The organism is Vibrio alginolyticus NBRC 15630 = ATCC 17749, assembly GCF_000354175.2.
Lineage (GTDB): Bacteria > Pseudomonadota > Gammaproteobacteria > Enterobacterales > Vibrionaceae > Vibrio > Vibrio alginolyticus.
This window is the reverse complement of sequence record NC_022349.1, coordinates 1,827,112-1,850,194: the sequence shown is the minus strand read 5'-3', so window position 1 is coordinate 1,850,194 and position 23,083 is coordinate 1,827,112. Positions and strand designations below refer to the sequence as shown.

18 protein-coding genes, 15 tRNA genes and 3 rRNA genes are annotated in these 23,083 nt (G+C 45.6%); 12 read left to right on the top strand and 24 right to left on the bottom strand.

The genetic code is table 11. The annotated features are described in order from the left end of the window. Nucleotides 1–20: 20 nt before the first annotated feature. The 7 genes from N646_RS08430 to N646_RS08400 all read left to right on the top strand — a co-directional run bounded on the left by N646_RS08430 (nt 21) and on the right by N646_RS08400 (nt 5,896). Nucleotides 21–96 (top strand) — tRNA-Ala (locus N646_RS08430). A gap of 260 nt (nt 97–356) precedes the next feature. Then, nucleotides 357–3,246: ribosomal RNA gene (locus N646_RS08425) — 23S ribosomal RNA — on the top strand. 93 nt (nt 3,247–3,339) lie between these two features. Beyond that, nucleotides 3,340–3,456: ribosomal RNA gene (rrf, locus tag N646_RS08420) — 5S ribosomal RNA — on the top strand. Nucleotides 3,457–3,557: 101 nt separating this feature from the next. After that, a tRNA-Thr gene (locus tag N646_RS08415) sits at nt 3,558–3,633 on the top strand. A gap of 57 nt (nt 3,634–3,690) precedes the next feature. Beyond that, a 5S ribosomal RNA gene (rrf, locus tag N646_RS08410) occupies nt 3,691–3,807 on the top strand. Between the two features lie 78 nt (nt 3,808–3,885). After that, a tRNA-Asp gene (locus N646_RS08405) sits at nt 3,886–3,962 on the top strand. A 497-nt stretch (nt 3,963–4,459) separates the two neighbouring features. Continuing rightward, entirely contained in the window at nt 4,460–5,896 is a 1,437-nt protein-coding gene (locus N646_RS08400) for an NAD-dependent succinate-semialdehyde dehydrogenase (RefSeq protein WP_017821979.1), read from the top strand. A 247-nt stretch (nt 5,897–6,143) separates the two neighbouring features. Here N646_RS08400 and N646_RS08395 read toward each other — a convergent pair. The 16 genes from N646_RS08395 to mutY all read right to left on the bottom strand — a co-directional run bounded on the left by N646_RS08395 (nt 6,144) and on the right by mutY (nt 12,244). After that, a tRNA-Asn gene (locus N646_RS08395) sits at nt 6,144–6,219 on the bottom strand. 15 nt (nt 6,220–6,234) lie between these two features. Beyond that, nucleotides 6,235–6,310: transfer RNA gene (locus N646_RS08390), tRNA-Thr, on the bottom strand. A gap of 39 nt (nt 6,311–6,349) precedes the next feature. After that, nucleotides 6,350–6,425, bottom strand: a tRNA-Asn gene (locus N646_RS08385). 22 nt (nt 6,426–6,447) lie between these two features. Continuing rightward, nucleotides 6,448–6,523: transfer RNA gene (locus N646_RS08380), tRNA-Thr, on the bottom strand. Between the two features lie 52 nt (nt 6,524–6,575). Beyond that, a tRNA-Phe gene (locus N646_RS08375) sits at nt 6,576–6,651 on the bottom strand. A gap of 233 nt (nt 6,652–6,884) precedes the next feature. Further along, on the bottom strand, nt 6,885–8,510 hold the full coding sequence (locus N646_RS08370) for a methyl-accepting chemotaxis protein (RefSeq protein WP_017821980.1): 1,626 nt from the start codon (nt 8,508–8,510) through the stop codon (nt 6,885–6,887). Nucleotides 8,511–8,785: 275 nt separating this feature from the next. Beyond that, a tRNA-Asn gene (locus tag N646_RS08365) sits at nt 8,786–8,861 on the bottom strand. A 45-nt stretch (nt 8,862–8,906) separates the two neighbouring features. Then, nucleotides 8,907–8,982 (bottom strand) — tRNA-Phe (locus N646_RS08360). A gap of 7 nt (nt 8,983–8,989) precedes the next feature. Then, nucleotides 8,990–9,065 (bottom strand) — tRNA-Thr (locus tag N646_RS08355). Between the two features lie 71 nt (nt 9,066–9,136). Then, nucleotides 9,137–9,212, bottom strand: a tRNA-Asn gene (locus N646_RS08350). A 45-nt stretch (nt 9,213–9,257) separates the two neighbouring features. Continuing rightward, a tRNA-Phe gene (locus tag N646_RS08345) sits at nt 9,258–9,333 on the bottom strand. 7 nt (nt 9,334–9,340) lie between these two features. Beyond that, nucleotides 9,341–9,416: transfer RNA gene (locus N646_RS08340), tRNA-Thr, on the bottom strand. A 66-nt stretch (nt 9,417–9,482) separates the two neighbouring features. Then, nucleotides 9,483–9,558, bottom strand: a tRNA-Phe gene (locus N646_RS08335). Nucleotides 9,559–9,658: 100 nt separating this feature from the next. Then, nucleotides 9,659–10,798 carry a membrane-bound lytic murein transglycosylase MltC gene (mltC, locus tag N646_RS08330; protein WP_017821894.1) on the bottom strand — a complete coding sequence of 380 codons (1,140 nt, stop codon included), beginning with the start codon at nt 10,796–10,798 and terminating at the stop codon, nt 9,659–9,661. Nucleotides 10,799–10,875: 77 nt separating this feature from the next. Continuing rightward, nucleotides 10,876–11,148, bottom strand: a complete 273-nt coding sequence (locus N646_RS08325) for an oxidative damage protection protein (RefSeq protein WP_005381002.1) — start codon at nt 11,146–11,148, stop codon at nt 10,876–10,878. Nucleotides 11,149–11,167: 19 nt separating this feature from the next. Next, complete coding sequence (gene mutY / locus N646_RS08320; RefSeq protein WP_017821893.1) at nt 11,168–12,244, bottom strand: A/G-specific adenine glycosylase; 1,077 nt, start codon at nt 12,242–12,244, stop codon at nt 11,168–11,170. Nucleotides 12,245–12,447: 203 nt separating this feature from the next. Between mutY and trmB the strand changes: the two genes are divergently transcribed. The 3 genes from trmB to glsB all read left to right on the top strand — a co-directional run bounded on the left by trmB (nt 12,448) and on the right by glsB (nt 15,232). Next, a complete protein-coding gene (trmB, locus tag N646_RS08315) occupies nt 12,448–13,167 on the top strand; it encodes a tRNA (guanosine(46)-N7)-methyltransferase TrmB (RefSeq protein ID WP_005384506.1) in 720 nt (239 codons plus the stop codon). A gap of 17 nt (nt 13,168–13,184) precedes the next feature. Continuing rightward, nucleotides 13,185–14,213, top strand: coding sequence for a TRM11 family SAM-dependent methyltransferase (locus tag N646_RS08310; protein WP_017821892.1), 1,029 nt, complete (start codon nt 13,185–13,187; stop codon nt 14,211–14,213). A 98-nt stretch (nt 14,214–14,311) separates the two neighbouring features. Beyond that, entirely contained in the window at nt 14,312–15,232 is a 921-nt protein-coding gene (glsB, locus tag N646_RS08305) for a glutaminase B (RefSeq protein WP_005381007.1), read from the top strand. Nucleotides 15,233–15,321: 89 nt separating this feature from the next. Here glsB and hemW read toward each other — a convergent pair whose 3' ends face one another. The 7 genes from hemW to N646_RS08270 form a co-directional block, all read right to left on the bottom strand. Then, entirely contained in the window at nt 15,322–16,500 is a 1,179-nt protein-coding gene (gene hemW / locus N646_RS08300) for a radical SAM family heme chaperone HemW (protein ID WP_017821891.1), read from the bottom strand. An 18-nt stretch (nt 16,501–16,518) separates the two neighbouring features. After that, the gene (locus N646_RS08295) at nt 16,519–17,121 is read right to left on the bottom strand and encodes an XTP/dITP diphosphatase (RefSeq protein WP_005381009.1); all 603 of its coding nucleotides are present in this window, start codon (nt 17,119–17,121) and stop codon (nt 16,519–16,521) included. A gap of 118 nt (nt 17,122–17,239) precedes the next feature. After that, nucleotides 17,240–17,671: a DUF4426 domain-containing protein gene (locus N646_RS08290; RefSeq protein WP_005381010.1), complete on the bottom strand. Its 432-nt coding sequence runs from the start codon at nt 17,669–17,671 to the stop codon at nt 17,240–17,242. A 129-nt stretch (nt 17,672–17,800) separates the two neighbouring features. Further along, entirely contained in the window at nt 17,801–18,091 is a 291-nt protein-coding gene (gene yggU / locus N646_RS08285) for a DUF167 family protein YggU (RefSeq protein ID WP_005393980.1), read from the bottom strand. Beyond that, on the bottom strand, nt 18,091–18,648 hold the full coding sequence (locus N646_RS08280; protein ID WP_005381012.1) for a YggT family protein: 558 nt from the start codon (nt 18,646–18,648) through the stop codon (nt 18,091–18,093). Before N646_RS08280 ends, yggU begins: the two co-directional genes overlap by 1 nt. Before the next feature lie 52 nt (nt 18,649–18,700). Beyond that, nucleotides 18,701–19,519: a pyrroline-5-carboxylate reductase gene (gene proC, locus N646_RS08275; protein ID WP_005381013.1), complete on the bottom strand. Its 819-nt coding sequence runs from the start codon at nt 19,517–19,519 to the stop codon at nt 18,701–18,703. Nucleotides 19,520–19,678: 159 nt separating this feature from the next. Next, a complete protein-coding gene (locus N646_RS08270; protein WP_005384521.1) occupies nt 19,679–20,380 on the bottom strand; it encodes a YggS family pyridoxal phosphate-dependent enzyme in 702 nt (233 codons plus the stop codon). 28 nt (nt 20,381–20,408) lie between these two features. Here N646_RS08270 and N646_RS08265 point away from each other — a divergent pair, with 28 nt between their 5' ends. Both N646_RS08265 and N646_RS08260 read left to right on the top strand, forming a co-directional pair. Continuing rightward, nucleotides 20,409–21,449, top strand: a complete 1,041-nt coding sequence (locus tag N646_RS08265; protein WP_005381015.1) for a type IV pilus twitching motility protein PilT — start codon at nt 20,409–20,411, stop codon at nt 21,447–21,449. 30 nt (nt 21,450–21,479) lie between these two features. Beyond that, entirely contained in the window at nt 21,480–22,586 is a 1,107-nt protein-coding gene (locus N646_RS08260; RefSeq protein WP_005381016.1) for a PilT/PilU family type 4a pilus ATPase, read from the top strand. Between the two features lie 61 nt (nt 22,587–22,647). Here N646_RS08260 and ruvX read toward each other — a convergent pair whose 3' ends face one another. Then, nucleotides 22,648–23,073, bottom strand: a complete 426-nt coding sequence (gene ruvX, locus N646_RS08255) for a Holliday junction resolvase RuvX (protein WP_005381017.1) — start codon at nt 23,071–23,073, stop codon at nt 22,648–22,650. Nucleotides 23,074–23,083 lie beyond the last annotated feature (10 nt).

Sequence of the window (23,083 nt, the reverse complement as noted above, 5' to 3'; positions counted from 1 at the left end):
GACAGTATCGACACCTTGATGGGGCTATAGCTCAGCTGGGAGAGCGCCTGCCTTGCACGCAGGAGGTCTGCGGTTCGATCCCGCATAGCTCCACCATCTTTAAGTGTTCTTGAAAAAGAATCTTTAAAAATGGTTTTCATCAGAAAATCTAGCTCTTTAACAATTTGGAAAGCTGACAAAACAACAATTTATTGTTGTTTGTAAAGTTCTCAAAGTATTCATTTATGAATACAACTAAAAACACATTCAAGTGTTCTTGGAATTTGAGTCCGGCAAAATCGAGTCTGCATCATGTATAAAAATTGCAGACAACTTTGGTGACTTGTTCATCAACTCGAAACTCCTTCGGGTTGTATGGTTAAGTGACTAAGCGTACACGGTGGATGCCTTGGCAGTCAGAGGCGATGAAGGACGTATTAACTTGCGATAAGCCCAGATTAGGTAGTAAAAACCATTTGAGTCTGGGATTTCCGAATGGGGAAACCCAATACCATAAGGTATTACTGTTGAGTGAATACATAGCTCAACAGGGCGAACCGGGGGAACTGAAACATCTAAGTACCCCGAGGAAAAGAAATCAACCGAGATTCCGAAAGTAGCGGCGAGCGAAATTGGACTAGCCCTTAAGCTTTACACGCGTTAGACGAACAGCCTGGAAAGGCCGACGATACAGGGTGATAGTCCCGTAGTTGACGACGTGTGTTCAGTGAAATCGAGTAGGGCGGGACACGTGATATCCTGTCTGAATATGGGGGGACCATCCTCCAAGGCTAAATACTACTGACTGACCGATAGTGAACCAGTACCGTGAGGGAAAGGCGAAAAGAACCCCTGTGAGGGGAGTGAAATAGAACCTGAAACCGTGTACGTACAAGCAGTAGGAGCAGGCTTGTCCTGTGACTGCGTACCTTTTGTATAATGGGTCAGCGACTTATATTCAGTGGCAAGGTTAACCATCTAGGGGAGCCGTAGGGAAACCGAGTCTTAACTGGGCGTTCAGTCTCTGGATATAGACCCGAAACCAGGTGATCTAGCCATGGGCAGGTTGAAGGTTGAGTAACATCAACTGGAGGACCGAACCGACTAATGTTGAAAAATTAGCGGATGACTTGTGGCTAGGGGTGAAAGGCCAATCAAACCTGGAGATAGCTGGTTCTCCCCGAAAGCTATTTAGGTAGCGCCTCGGACGAATACTACTGGGGGTAGAGCACTGTTAAGGCTAGGGGGTCATCCCGACTTACCAACCCTTTGCAAACTCCGAATACCAGTAAGTACTATCCGGGAGACACACGGCGGGTGCTAACGTCCGTCGTGGAGAGGGAAACAACCCAGACCGCCAGCTAAGGTCCCAAATTACTACTAAGTGGGAAACGATGTGGGAAGGCTCAGACAGCCAGGATGTTGGCTTAGAAGCAGCCATCATTTAAAGAAAGCGTAATAGCTCACTGGTCGAGTCGGCCTGCGCGGAAGATGTAACGGGGCTAAGTAGTAAACCGAAGCTGCGGCAATGTACTTTAGTGCATTGGGTAGGGGAGCGTTCTGTAAGCGGTTGAAGGTGTGTGGTAACGCATGCTGGACGTATCAGAAGTGCGAATGCTGACATGAGTAACGATAAAGGGGGTGAAAAACCTCCTCGCCGGAAGACCAAGGGTTCCTGTCCAACGTTAATCGGGGCAGGGTAAGTCGACCCCTAAGGCGAGGCCGAAAGGCGTAGTCGATGGGAAACGGGTTAATATTCCCGTACTTCTTACAATTGCGATGGGGGGACGGAGAAGGCTAGGTGGGCCTGGCGACGGTTGTCCAGGTTCAAGTGCGTAGGCTGAAGAGTTAGGTAAATCCGGCTCTTTCTAAGGCTGAGACACGACGTCGAGCTACTACGGTAGTGAAGTCATTGATGCCATGCTTCCAGGAAAAGCCTCTAAGCTTCAGATTGTAAGGAATCGTACCCCAAACCGACACAGGTGGTCGGGTAGAGAATACCAAGGCGCTTGAGAGAACTCGGGTGAAGGAACTAGGCAAAATGGTACCGTAACTTCGGGAGAAGGTACGCTCTCGACGGTGAAGTCCCTCGCGGATGGAGCTATTGAGAGTCGCAGATACCAGGTGGCTGCAACTGTTTATTAAAAACACAGCACTGTGCAAAATCGCAAGATGACGTATACGGTGTGACGCCTGCCCGGTGCCGGAAGGTTAATTGATGGGGTTAGACTTCGGTCGAAGCTCTTGATCGAAGCCCCGGTAAACGGCGGCCGTAACTATAACGGTCCTAAGGTAGCGAAATTCCTTGTCGGGTAAGTTCCGACCTGCACGAATGGCGTAATGATGGCCACGCTGTCTCCACCCGAGACTCAGTGAAATTGAAATCGCTGTGAAGATGCAGTGTACCCGCGGCTAGACGGAAAGACCCCGTGAACCTTTACTACAGCTTGGCACTGAACATTGACCCTACATGTGTAGGATAGGTGGGAGGCTTTGAAGCGCAGTCGCTAGATTGCGTGGAGCCGTCCTTGAAATACCACCCTTGTAGTGTTGATGTTCTAACGTCGACCCCTTATCGGGGTTGCGGACAGTGCCTGGTGGGTAGTTTGACTGGGGCGGTCTCCTCCCAAAGCGTAACGGAGGAGCACGAAGGTGGGCTAATCACGGTTGGACATCGTGAGGTTAGTGCAATGGCATAAGCCCGCTTGACTGCGAGAATGACAATTCGAGCAGGTGCGAAAGCAGGTCATAGTGATCCGGTGGTTCTGAATGGAAGGGCCATCGCTCAACGGATAAAAGGTACTCCGGGGATAACAGGCTGATACCGCCCAAGAGTTCATATCGACGGCGGTGTTTGGCACCTCGATGTCGGCTCATCACATCCTGGGGCTGAAGTCGGTCCCAAGGGTATGGCTGTTCGCCATTTAAAGTGGTACGCGAGCTGGGTTTAGAACGTCGTGAGACAGTTCGGTCCCTATCTGCCGTGGGCGTTGGAGAATTGAAAGGGGCTGCTCCTAGTACGAGAGGACCGGAGTGGACGAACCTCTGGTGTTCGGGTTGTGTCGCCAGACGCATTGCCCGGTAGCTAAGTTCGGGATCGATAACCGCTGAAAGCATCTAAGCGGGAAGCGAGCCTTGAGATGAGTTCTCCCTGATACTTTAAGTATCCTAAAGGGTTGTCGTAGACTACGACGTTGATAGGCAGGGTGTGTAAGCGTTGTGAGGCGTTGAGCTAACCTGTACTAATTGCCCGTGAGGCTTAACCATACAACACCCAAGGGGTTTTGATGGACTCAATGAAAGAACGTTGAATGTGTAAGAACGAGAATTAAAAAACAGCTTTCCAGATTAAAGAATTTGCTTGGCGACCATAGCGTTTTGGACCCACCTGATTTCCATGCCGAACTCAGAAGTGAAACGAAATAGCGCCGATGGTAGTGTGGGGCTTCCCCATGTGAGAGTAGGACATCGCCAGGCTTTAAATTTAGTTTTTTCCTTTTTAAAAAGGCGAAGACAAAAGTTAAGAGAGCCCGTTTGTAAAAGCGGGCTTTTTTAGTCCTCACGGACACAAATAATGTGCTGATATGGCTCAGTCGGTAGAGCGCATCCTTGGTAAGGATGAGGTCCCCAGTTCGATTCTGGGTATCAGCACCATTTATTGTTTGTTTTATGTTTTAAATTAAAGCCTAAAACAAAATGTAAAGAATTTTGCTTGGCGACCATAGCATTTTGGACCCACCTGATTTCCATACCGAACTCAGAAGTGAAACGAAATAGCGCCGATGGTAGTGTGGGGCTTCCCCATGTGAGAGTAGGACATCGCCAGGCTTTAGTTTTATTTTCACTTTTTCGAAAAGTGAAGACAAAAGCGGACACTTGCTGATTACAAGCGAGTGATACCACTGCGGAGTGGTAGTTCAGTTGGTTAGAATACCGGCCTGTCACGCCGGGGGTCGCGGGTTCGAGTCCCGTCCACTCCGCCACTTATATTAAGCCCCAGTCGAAAGACTGGGGCTTTTTCGTTTGGTCGTGTCCCCTAGAAATGCATTTACATATTGAAGGCGAGACAATACGACTTTCTTTACCCTTTTGGCACATGAGTTTCTCAGGAAGATGAGCCTGCTGCCTGCACTTCCAATTACTCCGAGTTTGTATCATGTCCTCGTTGAAAGATTGGTCATTTGAACAATGAGTCTTTATAACACTCGCCCTAAACCGTAATAGAATGAATAGTCTTCCGTACTGCGTGTTTTGTTAGCGTCTCTCTTAAACAATAATTTTCTACTTCTTATTTCTCAAACATTCATTGCTCCCATATTTAGAGCGAAACCGTCGTTGCGTGGATTGCGCAATTTCCCGAAATATAGTGAGGAAGAGAGCTAAGTCTTCCGAAAATTAATGCCTTTTAGAAAACTTTGTTTTCTTTGCTGAACTTGCTAGTAGCGATTAACCTAAGAGGAGTTCTTGAGGAGTATGTTTGATGATGCAACAAATAAAAAATGAAACGCTGAAATCTGTATTTAAGCAATGGTCTTCCGAAGAGGGAATTGTGGTCATCAACCCTGCAACTGAGCAAGAGTTAATTCGGTTAAAGCCTAGTACTCTTGATGAGTTAGATGATCTCATTGGTCAGTGCAAAACGGAGCAAGTCCGTTGGGCTAAATTAAGTGCCAAAGAGCGCTCTCGTCGTTTGATGGGGTGGTATCAACTACTTCTTGATAATGCAGAAGACATAGCCACGATTATTACCTTAGAGCAGGGAAAACCTTTAGCTGAAAGCAAAGGGGAAGTGATGTATGGTGCCTCTTTTGTCGAGTGGTTCTCAGAAGAAGCAAAACGTGCTTATGGCGAAGTTATTCCTGCTCCCACGACAGATAGACGTCTATCTGCAATTCGCCAGCCTGTGGGAGTATGCGCTGCAATTACACCTTGGAACTTCCCTATTGCGATGATTACAAGAAAAGTAGCACCAGCCCTAGCGGCAGGTTGTGGCATGTTGATCAAGCCATCAGAGCTTACCCCTCTCACTGCAATTGCTGTTGTTGAATTAGCTTATCAGGCTGGTATCCCTAAAGAACTGCTTTCTGTCGTGGTATCAGAACAGGCTGCTGAGTTTGGTCAAGTACTAAGTACTGATCCTAGGATTCAGAAGATCTCTTTTACGGGGTCTACGCGCGTTGGGAAAATTTTGATGAAGCAAGCCAGTGATTCAGTCAAGGCGGTGTCGATGGAGTTGGGTGGTAATGCGCCTTTCATCGTGTTTGAAGATGCAGACTTAGATGCGGCTGCGGAAGGGCTTGTCGCGTCGAAGTTCCGTAATGCAGGGCAAACATGTGTTTGTACCAATCGGCTATATGTTCATAAAAATGTAAAACAAGCTTTTGTTGATAAAGTATTGTCGAAGTTAAGCAAATTAAAGCTTGGCAATGGTTTAGAGAAAGGTGTCACATTAGGTCCTGTTATTACCATGGCCTCTAAGCATCGACTAGAAGCGGTGATCGATCAAGCTGTACAAGAAGGAGCCTCTATTGCTAACTCTCCACAGAGACGGCCTGGTCGCTTTATGGAGCCCGTTCTTTTGGATAGTGTGACGCAGAATATGTCGATTGTTCAGCAAGAGCTATTCGGGCCTGTGTTGCCTATTGTTACCTTTGAAAATGATGATCAAGTTCTCGAAATGACGAACGATACAGAATATGGTTTGGCTTGTTATTTCTATACGAATAGCTTGAAGCGTATTGTGACTTTTAGTGAAGGTTTAGAGTATGGCATGGTTGGAGTGAATGAAGGGATCATCTCTACTGAAGTGGCTCCATTTGGTGGAGTTAAAGAGTCGGGTGTTGGACGGGAAGGTGCTAAGCAAGGCCTCGATGAATATCTGGAGACAAAGTATATTTGTCTTGGTGGTTTAAGCTGATTTCAGAGATGGCCGATTGAATTAAAAAGCTAGGTTTTTACCTGGCTTTTTTTTAGTTGAAAGGCATACCATTTGCCACGCGCGTTTGTGGTTAATATTTTCTGGTTACTTAGTGAGTCGATAGTTAGCTTGCGGTAAGCGGTTTTTAATAATCAAAGCGCTTATGTTATTTCGTGGGTAGTAGGAGAGAGCTTAGCTTTAAACTAATACAAAAAAGCCGCATCAAATGATGCGGCTTCTTCTAATATGGCTCCTCCTGCTGGGCTCGAACCAGCGACCTGCGGATTAACAGTCCGTCGCTCTACCAACTGAGCTAAGGAGGAACAAATTTTAATAAGTGGTGCCGACTACCGGAATCGAACTGGTGACCTACTGATTACAAGTCAGTTGCTCTACCTACTGAGCTAAGTCGGCACAATGTCATTAATAAGTTATTAACTTAATAATGAAAATTGGCTCCTCCTGCTGGGCTCGAACCAGCGACCTGCGGATTAACAGTCCGTCGCTCTACCAACTGAGCTAAGGAGGAATTGTCTTTTTAAGAGAATAAATGGTGCCGACTACCGGAATCGAACTGGTGACCTACTGATTACAAGTCAGTTGCTCTACCTACTGAGCTAAGTCGGCACATTTTATTCTTTAACATTGTTCGTGCTAAGCACCAACAATTAATAAATTGTGGTGCCCGGAGGCGGAATCGAACCACCGACACGAGGATTTTCAATCCTCTGCTCTACCGACTGAGCTATCCGGGCGACGAGGTGTATTAAAAGGCTTTTCGGCTTTCAGGTCAACAATAAAATTAAAATAAAATATCGTTTGATGAATTTGTGCTCGGAGTGGGCTGTTTTTATGCGTTTTTAGCAGCAATGCGCCATGCTTTAAGCGATGTTTTAACATTGATAGTGTGTTCACTTGCAAAATAAAGGCGATAAAAACAAAAAAGCACGTCTGAAAACGTGCTTTTTATTGAACAATTGACTTTAAACTAGTGCTTTACTGAGAACTTGTTTACCCAACCTTCTAGCTCATTCGCTAGTGAAGCTAAACTTTGAGTACTTGATTGGCTCTCGGTTACGACAGAGTTGAGTTGGCCTCCGCTTTCCTCGATAAGGTTTATGCGTAGCGCAATATCATCGCTAACCTGCGTCTGCTCAGCGGCAGCAGTAGCGATCTGCTGGCTCATTGTGGTGATAGATTCTAACGCCGTTACAATTTGCTGTAGAGCTTCAGAGGCATTCTTAGACTCTGTAACAGTGCTTTCACTGGTTTCTGCACATATTTCCATTGTGTGAATGGCATTGCGCGAGCCTTCTTGCAGATTGGAGATCATATACTGAATCTCTTTTGTGCTGTCTTGTGTGCGTCCTGCTAGGTTGCGTACCTCATCAGCAACGACTGCGAAGCCTCGGCCTTGCTCTCCAGCACGTGCTGCTTCAATGGCTGCATTGAGTGCCAATAGGTTTGTTTGCTCTGCAATATCACCAATCACATCGAGCACTTTTACAATATTATTTACATCCTGATCTAGATCGGCGACCGCTTTACTCGCAGTATTTAATTGAGAAGCTAAACCTTGAATGTTTTCAACCGTGTTGTGAATGAGTTTCTGAGTATGTTGGCTTTGTTTGTCTGCCTCGTCCGTATTGTTTGCGGTGTCGCTTGCTGAATTGGCAACATGGTTGGCTGAAGATGCCATTTCAGTCATCGCAGTGGCAATCATAGCCGTTGATTGCTGCTGAGATACGGTAAGATCGGCAATCGTATTTGATCGAGCCTCTACGGCAAACAACTCTGCGCGCAGTGCATGCATAGACTTCTCTAGGTTTGTCACCATGGTAGCTAGTGATTGACTCATATCTTGCACGGCACGATAGATACTTCCTCTCGGTGCCACAGTATCAAAACTGGTCTGAATGTCTCCTTGAGCGACAGCTTGAACTGCTTTACGCACGTCGTTAGGCTCTCCACCAAGTAGATTAAGCATTTTGCGAATCGAAATGATCAGGCCACTTAGAATACTTCCCGCGATAATCAGACACAGCACAAGCTGCCATTGTGCTGTCGACCAAAAACGTGCGTTAACTTCATTAAAGCCAATACCTGTACCGACAACCCAGCCCCAGTGTGGTGTTTTTTCTGCTATCGAGTGTTTTTCTTCAATGCTGCCATCTGCTTGTTTTTGGCTCCAGGTATATTCAACGATCTGACCTGTTTTGTGCCCCAATACATCTAGAATGAGTTGGCCTACGCTATTACCACTGCCATCTCTAAAGTCATGGAAGCTGGTTCCGTGCAGTTGAGGGTCTAGTGGTGCGGCGATGAACATCATATTTTCATCTGCGACATAAACGTATTCGTTGTCTTTGTAGATATTGTTACGAAGTAGGCGAGTGGCTAATGCTTTCGCTTCGTCTTCCGGCATTTTGCCTTCGATAGCCATCTTTTCTACTTCGGTAAGTATGCTGTACGCACTTTTAAATAGCTCAGTAACTCGAGCTTTGTTATCAAGGTTACTTGCGACGCGAAGTGTCCATAAGCCCGTTGCGGTCAGAGCTAGGAGAGCTAGCAATATGATCGCAGATAATAAATAGGCTTGAGTTTTTAGTTTCATATTTAGCTCACAAATAAAGTGTTATCACTATGCAAGGCATAGCTAAAAGAAGAAATGTAATAACTCGGGCATCTTAGTGAAGATGAATATGCTCGGATACTAATGCGTATTGAAATTACGATGAGGATTAAATTTTTAGCGTGAAATAAGTGTTTTTGAAGAAAAGATTTAATGTTCGCTGATGTTTAGAAATGAAGTGCAGATAAATGGGAAAACGAGAAATGACGTATAAAGCAGATACAAAAAAGCCGCATCAAGTGATGCGGCTTTAAAAGTGGCTCCTCCTGCTGGGCTCGAACCAGCGACCTGCGGATTAACAGTCCGTCGCTCTACCAACTGAGCTAAGGAGGAATTATTCTTTTTTGTGTCTTGCTTATGAAGCAAACGCACCAAATATGGTGCCTCGAGGCGGAATCGAACCACCGACACGAGGATTTTCAATCCTCTGCTCTACCGACTGAGCTATCGAGGCAAAAGAATGGTGCCGACTACCGGAATCGAACTGGTGACCTACTGATTACAAGTCAGTTGCTCTACCTACTGAGCTAAGTCGGCACACTGTATTCTTTTTAGAAGAGATTATCTCTTCTGTTTTTAAAATCTCACTTAAGTAAGATTCTAGAAATTGGCTCCTCCTGCTGGGCTCGAACCAGCGACCTGCGGATTAACAGTCCGTCGCTCTACCAACTGAGCTAAGGAGGAACTATTCTTTTTTGTGTCTTGCTTATGAAGCAAGTGCACCAAATATGGTGCCTCGAGGCGGAATCGAACCACCGACACGAGGATTTTCAATCCTCTGCTCTACCGACTGAGCTATCGAGGCAAAAGAATGGTGCCGACTACCGGAATCGAACTGGTGACCTACTGATTACAAGTCAGTTGCTCTACCTACTGAGCTAAGTCGGCACACTTTATTCTTTGTGCTTTTGTCCGTGTTATAACATTTCGTTAAGACACCAACAAATCAAATTGTGGTGCCCGGAGGCGGAATCGAACCACCGACACGAGGATTTTCAATCCTCTGCTCTACCGACTGAGCTATCCGGGCAACGGAGCGCTATTAAACGGATTTTCCCGCGTTGCGTCAACCACTTTTTTTAAATAATTTCAAAAAAGTGGTTGTTCGAACGCTTTTTATTCAACTGTCACTACAAAGTTTGCTTCGAGTTAAATTCCTTTTTGAAATTTGTAACTTTTTCTAGGTAGCGACGCGCTTCTGCGTTCGGGTGTTTCTTGGTTAACGCCCAATAAACTTGGTTGGGTTGCAATGAATTAAGATCTTGCATTGCGCGTTTGCGATCACTGCGATGAAATGTGTTTAAAACTCCTCCAGTACCGCCATTGTAAGCTGAAATCATGCTGTACTCGAGAGAGGTAGGGTGGCGGACTTCTCTTAAATAACGATTTTTTAAGATATAGAAATACGCAGTACCAGTATCTATGTTGTTTTCTGGATTAAACAAATATTTAGGGCTTGGTTGGCCCGAGCGCTTTTTCACGAGTTTGAACACATCTCGTCCCGCTGTTTTAGGTACAACTTGCATTAGGCCATATGCATTTGCCCAACTTACCGCGTATGGGTTGAAACTGCTCTCGGTTTTAATAATGGCGTATATCAAGTCTTCTGGAATGTCGTATTTCTTGGAAGCTCGACGCACGATATCGGCGTATTGGTAGCTGCGTGTTGAAAAGTGGTCTTCAACCATGGGAATTTCGACATAATACGCTTTCTTGAAATCTACATTTTTGGTTTTTATTTTATTTGCGATTAGGTATTCCGCAAATCGGTTTGCCCGCCAAGACCATTGAATTGGCTTATTGTCTTGGTCGACAACTTGTTTATACAGGAATGGTTGCCCCTCTAACGTGATACCTTTAGAGGAGAATAAGTCGACATGAGCGGGATCGTCTGGTGTTAATAAGGTGGTGACAATCGCGTCTTTTAGGTGTTTTTGGGGCTCGGTCGGTGATACGGTCTCTATCGTGATCATGCCTTTGCGAAAGTCGACCTCGGCGCGGCTAAGGTAGTTATCGATGTACTTAACGTAATTACTTTTGCCAGCGTACTTGATTTCTTTTTTACCCCAGCGCTTTTGAATATTGCCTGAAAAGCTATTGATTAAGGCATCTAGCGCCGCAGTATCTTTTTCAAATTGTCCTGGTAGCTCAGCTAAGTTATTGGCAAAACGGTTTGTTGGCTCGTAGTTGACGTCATAAATCTTTTCGACGAATTCACGGCTACAGCCTGCCATTAAAAGTGCGGCAGCAATAAAGACAATTTTTTTCATAAGTATCAGAGTTATTGAAGGTAATAGAAAAATGACACCACAAATGGTTGTGATGTCATTGTTTAACTCAAGCGACTTTATTCGCTCGGCGGTGTGTAACCTTCGATATGAACGTCTTTTCCTTCAAAGAGGAAATTTACCATTTCTGTTTCGATAAGTTTGCGGTGTTCTGGATCCATCATGTTGAGTTTCTTCTCGTTGATCAACATGGTTTGTTTGTGTTGCCACTGAGCCCACGCTTCTTTCGAGATGTTGTCGAAAATGCGTTTACCTAGTTCACCAGGGTAAAGTTGAAAGTCTAGACCTTCGCCTTCTTTCTTTAGTCGAGCACAAAATACAGTGCGGCTCATAATGACTCCTTGTATTCAATTAACGAAGTTCGTGGGGTAGCGTTTCCAGCAATAGTTTTACTGGCGCGGCTAAACCGACTTCTTCAGGTTTAGATAAGTTATACCAAAGACCTTTGTTGCCTTCCATTATCACGTCCGGTTGCTTTGATAAATCAATCAAAATTGGCGTGATATCTAGGTGGTAATGGCTGAATGTATGACGAAAGGTAATCAGTGTTTGCTTCTGTTTGATATTGCTGGCTTGAATGCCGCGTTGATCCAGTAGCAATTCAATGTCGCTTTCTGCATCCACATGTTCGGTTTGTGGGAAGCAGAATAAGCCACCCCAAATGCCTGTTTGTGGTCTTTGCTCCAACCACACCTCATGACCATTTTCGGTGTTGTGGTGAAGCATCACGAAACGAGTTTGCTTGATTGGTTTATCTTTCTTCGGTTTTTTGCCCGGGTAGTCGAGCACATTACCTTGTTGTTTTGCCACACACAGATCAGCAACAGGGCAGAGGCTACATTTGGGTTTGCTGCGAGTGCAGACCATTGCGCCCATGTCCATCATTGCCTGGTTATACTTATCTACATCCGTTTGTGGGGTATGCGTTTCGGCAATTTCCCACAGCCGGTTTTCAACCTTTTTTTGTCCTGGCCATCCTTCGACTGCGAAACAGCGGGATAGGGTGCGCTTCACGTTACCATCAAGAATCGCGTGTGGTTGTTTATACACAGACGATAAAATGGCGGCAGCAGTAGAGCGACCAATCCCCGGTAGGGCGTTCATTTTCTCTATATCAAGAGGAAACTCACCATTGTATGTAGAGGCGACCTCTTGTGCTGCTTTGTGAAGGTTACGGGCTCGGGCGTAATACCCTAAGCCAGTCCAAAGGTGTAGGACTTCATCTTGCTCAGCATTGGCAAGATCGATCACGGTTGGAAAGCGCTCCAAAAAACGTTGGTAATACGGAATAACCGTAGTGACCTGAGTTTGCTGAAGCATAATTTCAGACAACCAGACACTGTATGCGGTCTTATTTTGTTGCCACGGAAGATCTTTTCTTCCATATGCGTCATACCATTCTAGGATGGCACTGGCGAAAGGTGTCACGACTTGCTCTGTATTCTATTATTGGTTAGGTGCAAAATTGCACCACATAATGGGCAAGAAGTACAACGGATAAACAGTAGGGATATAAAGAGGTGTGTCGTTGCTTTTGGGTTGCCATAGACCAAGAGCTCAACAAATACTTGCACCTAAGTAAATTCTTTGGATAATCCCCGCTTTGATTAATCAATGTGCAGGCAAAATCAATGAGTGAAGTAACCACTAACGAATACAACGAAGACGGAAAGCTGATCCGCAAAATCCGCAGCTTTGTACGCCGTGAAGGGCGTTTGACTAAAGGTCAAGAGAGCGCGATGAATGAATGCTGGCCTACGATGGGTATTGACTTCAAAGCTGAACTTCTCGATTGGAAAGAGGTGTTTGGCAACGATAACCCAGTAGTGCTTGAGATCGGTTTTGGTATGGGTGCTTCATTGGTTGAAATGGCAAAGAACGCGCCAGAGAAAAACTTCATCGGTATCGAAGTTCATAGCCCGGGCGTTGGTGCTTGTCTTGCGGATGCTCGCGAAGCAGGAATTACTAACCTGCGTGTAATGTGTCACGATGCGGTAGAAGTATTCGAACACATGATCCCAAATGGCAGCTTATCGACACTGCAATTGTTCTTCCCAGACCCTTGGCATAAGAAGCGTCACCACAAGCGTCGTATTGTTCAATTAGGTTTTGCGGAAATGGTGCGTGAGAAGCTTATCCCTAATGAAGGTATTTTCCACATGGCGACCGACTGGGAAAACTACGCAGAGCACATGATTGAAGTGATGAACCAAGCGCCAGGTTTCGAAAACATTGCTAAAGATGGTGATTTCGTTCCTCGTCCAGACGATCGCCCGCTAACGAAGTTTGAAGCTCGTGGTCACCGTCTTGGTCACGGTGTTTGGGATATCAAATATAAGCGTATTGCGTAACCAGAGGAGTTCATGGGATGTACCATTACGCGATATTAGCGAATCCGGGTCATAACCGAATTTACTTTGATAGCGCAATGACCATTGCCTGTTCTGAGCTAAAAGCAATTTTAGCTTCACAAGGCGTGGATGTGACAGAAATTGGTAGTAAAGACGTTGGCTTACCTGCTGCGTTGGTGTTTTCTTGTCAGGAAGCGCTAACCGATGAGCAGGCGCGAAGAATCGCAGCCTCTTCGATTTACTATGCGCTATTTGAAGTGCGCGAAGATGGTTTACTTCGACCAGTTCAAGCGCCCGTATTTAACACTTTCCCGGAAAGTATGAGCCAGATTTTGCGCTACACCGGGAAAACAAACGAACAGTTTACCCGTTTGATGGTGAATATCGGCATTAGTGCGTCCAATACGGGAAGTGAACAACTGACCTTAATGGATCCAATGTGTGGTAAAGGTACAACCTTATTTGAAGGCTTGATCCACGGTTTGAACGTGGTAGGGGTTGAGATCAACGCCAAGTGGGTGCAAGAGATCCAGACCTTTATTGTTAAGTTCATGAAGAATGGCCGCTTTAAGCACAAAGTGAGCAAAGAAAAGCGCACTGCGGGTGGCAAGAAAGTGGCGGATGGTTTCGTGGTTGAAGCTGCAGTAAATAAAGAAGATTACAACCAAGGCAATCTTCAGTTTATGAAGCTGTATTCGGCTGATACTCGTATCGCTGATCAAGTCGTGAAAAAGAACTCAGTTGATGTGATGGTGTCTGATCTGCCTTATGGCGTGCAACACGGCAGCAAAAATGCTAAGGACAGCAAACTGAACCGCAGTCCACTAGAGCTTTTAAACGAGGCTCTGCCTGCATGGAAAGTGGTATTGAAAAAGCAAGGTTCAGTGGTGTTGTCTTTCAATGAATTCACATTGAAATGGAAAGATGTCGCGGCATTATTTGAAGAGCAAGGTTGGAAGGTACTTTCAGAAGAGCCTTACATCGGTTATCTTCACCGTGTTGATCAATCTATCAACCGCAATATTATTGTGGCAGTAAAACCATAATCGACTTGAGTCGAACGAACCCTATGGAAAAGCCAACGACACGTTGGCTTTTTTTACCTCTGAGCTCAACGAGTTCTCTTGTAAATAGAAGGTAGAGAATGAAACCGACAGTGGAAATTTTGACAGATATTTTGGCGGAAGTACGCCCTTTAATCGGCCAAGGTAAAGTGGCTGATTATATTCCTGCTCTGGCAAAAGTACCCAGCAACAAGTTAGGTATTGCGGTATACACCAACGAAGGTGAGGTTATTAAGGCGGGTGATGCCGATGAACCTTTCTCTATCCAATCTATTTCAAAAGCATTGAGCTTGACGTTAGCGATGTGCTTGTACAAGCAAGAAGAAATTTGGTCTCGAGTGGGAAAAGAGCCTTCGGGGCAGGCATTTAATTCGCTAATCCAGCTAGAAATGGAGCAAGGTATTCCTCGTAATCCATTTATAAATGCTGGAGCGATAGTAGTGGCGGATTTGTTACAAACTCGCTTATCTGCGCCTCGTCAGCGCCTGTTGGAGTTTGTGCGTCAGCTTTCTGGTGATACCCATATTGTGTATGACAAAGTCGTTGCGGCATCCGAAATGATGCATGGTGATCGTAATGCGGCGATTGCATATCTCATGCGTTCGTTTGGCAACTTCGAAAATGAAGTGATTCCAGTACTACAAAACTACTTCCACGCTTGTGCGCTGAAGATGAGTTGCGTCGATTTGGCTAAAACGTTTAGCTATTTAGCAAACAAGGGCACATCGGTACAAACGGGTAAGCCTGTAGTTTCTCCTGTGCAAACCAAACAACTTAATGCACTGTTAGCAACGTGTGGCTTGTATGATGGCGCGGGCGAGTTTGCTTATCGCGTTGGAATGCCTGGTAAGTCTGGTGTTGGTGGTGGCATTATCGCGGTAGTACCTGGTGAAATGACCATTTCAGTATGGTCTCCAGAGCTTGATCCTTCAGGTAACTCGCTTGCGGGTACTAAGGCGCTTGAGCTGCTCTCAGAGCGAATTGGCCGTTCAATTTTCTAATGTGGAAATGTGTCAACCTTATTTAGGACGGCACAGTTTCTAAATAAAAAGCCTCTCAATTGAGAGGCTTTTTTTGTTTTGGGGTTGCGTTAGTCTTCGCTTTCTTCGGCCATAAAGGCTTCGAGCAAATCATTAAGGAAGAGCTTCCCTTTTTCAGTAATTTGCCAGTGGGTAGGCGTTTCATTCAGGTAGCCCATTTCTATCGCCCAGTCGATGGTTTCTTGAATCGTACTGAGCGGTAAGCTCGTGGTGTCCACATAATCTTGCTTCGGACAGGCTTCGATTAAGCGGAATCGGTTCATAAAGAACTCGAATGGACGATCTTCATCCGCGACGACATGTTCTGTATGCAGATAAGGTTTGACCATATTTTGATAAGCCGCTAAATAGCCTCGCGGGTGTTTTACCTTTGTCGTTCGAATAATACGTCCGTCGGTAAAACTGAGTTTGCCATGAGAGCCACAACCGATACCAAGGTAATCACCAAAGCGCCAGTAGTTGAGGTTGTGCTGACACTGATAGCCCGGCTTGCTGTAACCGGAGATTTCATATTGCACATAACCCGCGGCTGCAAGTTTTTGGTGTCCGAGCTCGAAAATATCCCACAAGTCATCATCGTCAGGTAGCGTTGGTGGCTTGTAGTAGAACATGGTGTTTGGTTCGATGGTCAGCTGATACCAAGACAAGTGCGGCGGTGCCAACTCAATCGCTTTGTCCAAATCTGCCAAGGCTTGTTCGATGCTTTGATCAGGTAAGCCGTGCATGAGATCGAGGTTAAAACTGTTCAAACCGATTTGGTGCGCCAGCTTAGCAGCATTGACGGCTTCGTCTTGGCCGTGAATGCGCCCCAAACGCTCAAGCTTTTGTTGCTCAAAGCTTTGCACGCCGATAGAGATACGCGTTACACCAGCTTTGCGGTAGCCAACAAAACGCTCTGTTTCGATGGTGCCTGGATTCGCTTCCATGGTGATTTCGATTTCAGGCTTGAACGGAATACGCGCTTCAATGCCCTTAAGTAGACGCTCGATGCCTTCTGCCGAAATCAAACTCGGCGTACCACCACCAATGAAGATTGAATGCAGTGGACGTGGCGCTTCGTTAAGTCGGTATTTCTCAATGTCGGTATCCAAATCTTCTAAAAGGGCACTGATGTACTCTTCTTCTGGAATCTCGGTTTTGAGCGCGTGAGAGTTAAAGTCGCAATACGGGCACTTTTGCACACACCACGGGATGTGTACATACAAGCTGAGTGCTGGGGGCGTTAACATGGTCTAATTCGCTCGTGATTACTGAGACACTTGCTCAGACAGTTGAGCAAACAACGACTTGAGCGCTTTACCGCGGTGAGACAGTTGTTTTTTACGTGCAGGTTCAAGTTCGGCTGACGCACAGTTGTCTTCAGGAACAAAGAAGATTGGGTCGTAGCCAAAACCATTTTCACCGTGAGCTTCAGTTAGAATGCGACCTTCCCATTTACCGTGGCAGACGATAGGCGTTGGGTCGTTCTCGTGACGCATGAGGACTAATACACAGTGGAAACGTGCTGTACGCTCTGCTTCTGGTACGCCTTCCATTGCCGCTAGCAATTTTTCTAAATTCTCTTGATCAGATGCGCTCTCGCCTGCGTAACGTGCAGAGTAAATGCCCGGAGCGCCTTTTAAGAAATCGACTTCTAATCCAGAGTCGTCTGCAATGGCAGGAAGCCCTGTTTCTTGTGCGGCATGGCGAGCTTTAATGATTGCGTTTTCAATGAAAGTTGTACCCGTTTCAGCTACTTCCGATACATTGAATTCACTTTGCGCTAATACTTCAAAGCCGAAGTCAGACAATAAATCTGCCATTTCACGAACTTTGCCTTGGTTACCAGTTGCTAGCACAATTTTTTTCATGGGAATCTCTTTTAATAGTGATAGAGGAGAACAAATCGTTCTCCTCTAGATATTCTTTAACTAATAAGTGGTTTTTAGCCTGCTTAGATCCAAAAGCTTTTGGAACATCACAACCCAATTACTCTTCAACATAAAACTTCTGGGTGAATTTAAGCTTACCTGAGCCTTTGTTTCCAGCTTTTACGTCAATATCGAAAGTAAAAGTTTCTTCGTGGGTAATTGGCAGTTCGGCTAAATAGTATATCGCATTGCCTTCTTTGACTTCACGAAAGGTCAAGGTCTGAGTTTGGCCGATAAGGTTCTTCGCGCGTCCAGCAATTTTTGCTTCTAATGCTGGCTTACCCAATGAAGCTCTATCTAACACGCTAATATTAACCACAGCGAGGTATCCATTACGTTTGATATCGTAGCTACGTGCGACTTTGGGTGTTAGGAATGTTGAGTTAAACGCGACATAGTGTACTTCGATATCTTTCATATTTTTAAACTGATCGGCGAAGCTTGGTAACGACAACAGGCTAATCAGTAATGCGGTAATCCATTTGCTCATTGTTACTTCCTCAAAGCACTTGTTATAAAACAACCATAGCTGCAATTTTACCTTGGTCAGGGGGGTAAAAAATGCGTACTCAGTCGTTGGTATTAGTAAGTGTGGTTCAAAATCGTAAATAAAAAGCCATCATAAGATGGCTTTAATTTCTGTCGGTATCTGGGTAGGCGATTCTATCCGAATTTGTTTGTGCCGTCCTAATTCACCTTTTTCTATGTGAACCAAGCCCTTAGCGATTTTAAACTGCTTGGCTAAGAACTTAGTTAGGTGTGCATTAGCTTTGCCATCGACAGGTGGAGCAGTAATGGCGATTTTTAGCTCTTCACCATGCAAGCCAACGATTTTATCGCGGCTAGCTTTAGGTTGAATATAGAGCTTCAGGATGATGTCCTCACCATCTTGCCAAACTGCAGCTGACATTATAGCTGGAACCAAATTGGACCAATGATATCGCCCATTAAGAAGTTCGCGAACTGCAAGCCGATAAATAACACCAGTACGCTTAAATCAAGACCACCAATAGCCGGAAGAATACGACGGATTGGAGCGCACATTGGCTCGGTCAGTTGATGGAATACGTACTCGATAGGGCTGCGGCCTTGGCTTACCCAGCTCAAAATTGCACGGATCAATAGTACCCAGAACAATAGGCCACCTGCGGCTTTGATTAATGATAATAAGCCCAAGAATAAGAAGTCAGCGCTGAAAGAGACGGAACCGTTCGAAGCTATTAGGATAAGCACGACAAATTTAAGCACACACAACACGTAGGCAAACAACACGGTTGCTAGGTCAATATTCCCCACGGAAGGGATAACGCGGCGCAATGGACCAATGACCGGCTGAGTCGCTTTTACTATGAATTGCGAGAATGGGTTGTAGAAGTCTGCGCGCGCAGCTTGCAACCAAATTCGCAAAATTACGACCATGATGTACAGGTCAAATAGGGTTGAGATGAGAAAACTCATTGAATTCATAAGGTACCCTTAACAAGTGATGGATGATACTAAACGGAGTTCATCCACATAATTAAAACAGTTTTTCCATTTCTTCCGCGCGAGCCACAGCAGCTTGCATGGCTTTAGCGACAATATCTGAAAGTTGATGTTCGTTGAATGTACGCAGTGCTTCTGCCGTTGTCCCACCTTTCGATGTTACGTTCTCACGCAGGGTTGATAGCTCAGTTTCTGGGTTGCTAACCACCATACTGGCCGCGCCCAGTGCAGCTTGCTGAACCAATAGTCGAGCGGTCTCTTTATCAAAGCCTTGCGCAATCGCTTCTGCTTGCATCGCTTCCATAAACAGGAAGAAGTATGCTGGAGCACTGCCCGCTGCGGCAATCACATTATTGATGCCAGACTCTTGCTCAACCCAGCATACTTTACCGACCGCTTCCATTAACTCTGCGGCAAAAGCTTTGTCGTGCTCGGTTACATGAGTTGGTGCGAATAACCCACTCATACCCAACCCAAGTTGTGATGGCGTATTTGGCATAACACGAACCAAGTTCAATTTGGTGGCTAGCATATCATCCAATCGTGAACAGTTGATGCCTGCGGCAATAGAAATCACCAGTTTATTAGTGAAATCGATCGATTGCAGTGGTTTACAGACATCAGCCATCATTTGCGGTTTTACAGACAATACCACCACATCCGCCTCGGTCGCAGCTTGGATGTTATCGCTGGTGGTACGGATGCCAAAATCTTGTTCTAGCAGAAGGCGGCGAGCCTCTGAAGGAGCCGTCGCGGTAATGTTTTGCGCTGGGTATCCGTTAGCAACCAAGCCGGAAACAATGGCTCTCACCATGTTGCCAGCACCAATGAAGGCGATTTTTTTATGTTCCATTTGTCTGATTTCCATCATGATATTTAGAATTTGTTGTGCGCTCAGGTGTATAATGGCGCCGCTGTTACTTACTGCTCCTATTGGCGAGTAAGATGATTGCGCATTTACGCTCTAACGATTGACGACATAACTTATGTCGCGAGTGAGCGTTTTGTTGATTTAGCTGTAGTCTCGTGCGCCGAAAATAGCGGTTCCAATACGAACCATTGTACTACCAGCTTCGATTGCAGCGGTCATATCACCACTCATTCCCATTGATAATGTATCGATTTCTGGGAACTGTGCTTCGAGTGTTTGCTTCAACGTAGCCAACTTCTGAAATTCACGGAGTTGTGATTCGTAGTCAGACACGTTGGCAGGAATCGACATCAACCCTCTTAAAGTGAGGTTGGGTAGGCGAGAAATCAACTCCGCCAGCTCGAATACTTCCGCTTCAGTGACACCAGACTTAGATGCCTCACCACTGGTGTTAACCTGAATCAGAACTTGTAGCGGTTTAAGTTCGCTTGGCCGCTGATCATTCAGGCGTTGAGCAATCTTGGTTCGATCGATGGTGTGAACCCAATCGAAATGTTCAGCAACAAGTCGCGATTTATTCGATTGAATCGGGCCAATGAAGTGCCATTCGATTCGATTATCTGGATAATGCTCGGCAAAGTGCTGAACTTTACTGACGCCCTCTTGAACGTAGTTTTCACCAAAGGCGGTTTGTCCCGCTTGGTAGGCTTCGAGAATTGCCTCGACAGGTTTAGTTTTGCTTACCGCTAGAAGTTGCACTGACTCTGGAGTTCGACCACATTTTTGCTCGTCATATCGAATTTGAGAGGTGATATGTTCAATATTTTGTTGAATACTACTCATAGCTGTACTTTAGACTTAAGGATTTTAAATGGATATCACTGAGTTACTGGATTTTAGTGTAAAACATAATGCCTCGGATCTACATCTTTCTGCAGGTGTCCCACCAATGGTTCGTATTGATGGGGATGTGAGAAAACTAGGTATTCCAGCGTTTACACACCAAGAAGTGCATCGTTTGGTTTTCGAAATCATGAACGATGCCCAACGCAGTGAGTTCGAAGAAAAACTCGAAGTCGATTTCTCTTTTGAGTTGCATAACGTTGGCCGTTTCCGTGTCAACGCCTTCAACCAATCCCGCGGTTGTGCGGCAGTATTCCGTACCATTCCAAGTAGCATTCCAACTCTGGAAGAGCTAGAAGCGCCAGAGATCTTCAAAAAAATTGCGAATGCTGAAAAAGGCTTAGTTCTGGTCACTGGCCCAACAGGTTCAGGTAAATCGACGACCTTAGCAGCCATTGTTGACTACATTAACCGTAATCACAACAAGCACGTACTCACAATTGAAGATCCGATTGAATTTGTTCACAACAACAATAAATGTTTGATCAACCAGCGTGAAGTTCACCGTGACACCCATAGTTTCCAAAATGCTTTGCGTAGTGCATTGCGCGAAGACCCAGACGTTATTCTGGTTGGTGAGATGCGTGATAAAGAAACCATCAGCCTTGCCTTAACGGCGGCAGAAACGGGTCACTTAGTTTTCGGGACGTTGCACACCAGCTCGGCGGCAAAAACCATTGACCGTATTATCGATGTGTTTCCTGGTAGTGATAAAGATATGGTCCGCTCGATGCTATCTGAGTCCCTTCGTTCGGTTATCGCGCAAAAGCTTCTGAAGCGTAATGGTGGTGGCCGTATTGCATGCCATGAAATTATGATGGCAACGCCTGCGATTCGTAACTTGATCCGCGAAGACAAAGTCGCGCAGATGTATTCGATCATTCAAACAGGTGCGGCTCACGGCATGCAAACCATGGAGCAAAATGCTCGTCAGTTAATGGCGCAAGGCATGGTTGCCCGTGAAGAGGTCGATAGTAAGATCGGATTAGAAGTGCAGCAATTCTCGTAACGTTCATACAGATAATGGTGAATACGGAAGATGGATCTAGATAAATTTCTCGAAGGCATGCTGGCGCTGAAAGCGTCGGATCTTTACATCACGGTTGGAGCGCCAATTCTATTTCGTGTGGATGGCGAATTGCGTCCGCAAGGGGAAAAACTCACCGAGAGTGATGTGGCTGCATTACTCGATAGCGCTATGGAACCAGATCGGCGTCAGGAATTTCGTAAAAGTCGCGAGTCGAATTTTGCCATTGTGAGAGATTGTGGTCGCTTCCGTGTGAGTGCCTTTTTTCAACGCGAGTTACCAGGCGCAGTGATTCGTCGTATTGAAACCAATATTCCTACTTTTGAGCAGTTAAAGTTACCGTTAGTGTTGCAAGATTTGGCGATAGCTAAGCGTGGTTTGGTGCTGGTGGTCGGTGCTACTGGATCGGGTAAATCGACCACCATGGCGGCGATGACAGGCTATCGAAACAGCAATAAAACCGGGCACATTTTGACGGTCGAAGATCCGATCGAATTCGTGCATGAACACAAGCGCTGTATCGTGACTCAACGCGAAGTTGGGTTAGATACGGAAAGCTATGAAGTTGCGCTTAAAAACTCGCTGCGCCAAGCACCAGATATGATTTTGATTGGTGAGATCCGTAGCCGTGAAACAATGGAATACGCGATGACCTTCGCCGAAACGGGTCACCTGTGTATGGCAACGTTGCACGCCAACAATGCAAACCAAGCTTTAGAGCGCATTCTTCACTTGGTACCGAAAGATCAAAAAGAACAATTCTTGTTCGATTTGTCGATGAACCTAAAAGGCGTGGTTGGTCAGCAGCTGATCCGAGATAAAAATGGGCAGGGACGTCATGGTGTATTTGAGATCTTGCTAAATAGCCCACGTGTGTCGGATTTGATTCGTCGCGGAGATTTACATGAGTTGAAGTCAACCATGGCTCGCTCAAATGAGTTTGGTATGCTGACGTTCGATCAATCTCTTTATAAGTTAGTGATGCAAGGTAAGATCAGCGAAGAGGATGCACTACATAGTGCCGACTCGGCAAATGATCTGCGCTTGATGTTGAAAACGCAGCGTGGTGAAGCATTCTCTACGGGCAGTTTGGCAAACGTTAAGATCGATATGGATTAATCCAATCCAGAAACAAAAAAGGTTGGCAGAAGCCAACCTTTTTTCATTGTGCTTGAAGTGTTTACTCACCCCAAAGGGCTTCAAACCAGCTTTCTAGAATCACCACCGCTGACTGGCAGTCAACATTACCTTTCGATAGGGCTTTGTAGCCGCCCATGCTGAACAACTCCGCACGAGCTTCTGCAGTAGATAAACGCTCATCATGCAGTTCAACTGGCAATCCGTATCGGCCTTGCAGACGCTTAGCAAATTTTCGTGCACGAGGGGTTATGGTCTCAAGGTCTTTACCATGCAGATCGGTCGGTAAACCGACCACTAGCAAATCTGGTTGCCACTCTTTGATTTGCTTTTCGATATCGTCCCAGTTTGGAATACCGTCATTGGCTTTAAAGGCTTTTAATGGGGAAGCTGTACCAGTAATTTCTTGGCCAATAGCGCTACCAATGCTTTTGGTTCCAAAGTCAAAAGCCATAATTGTGCGTGACATAAGGTGTCTC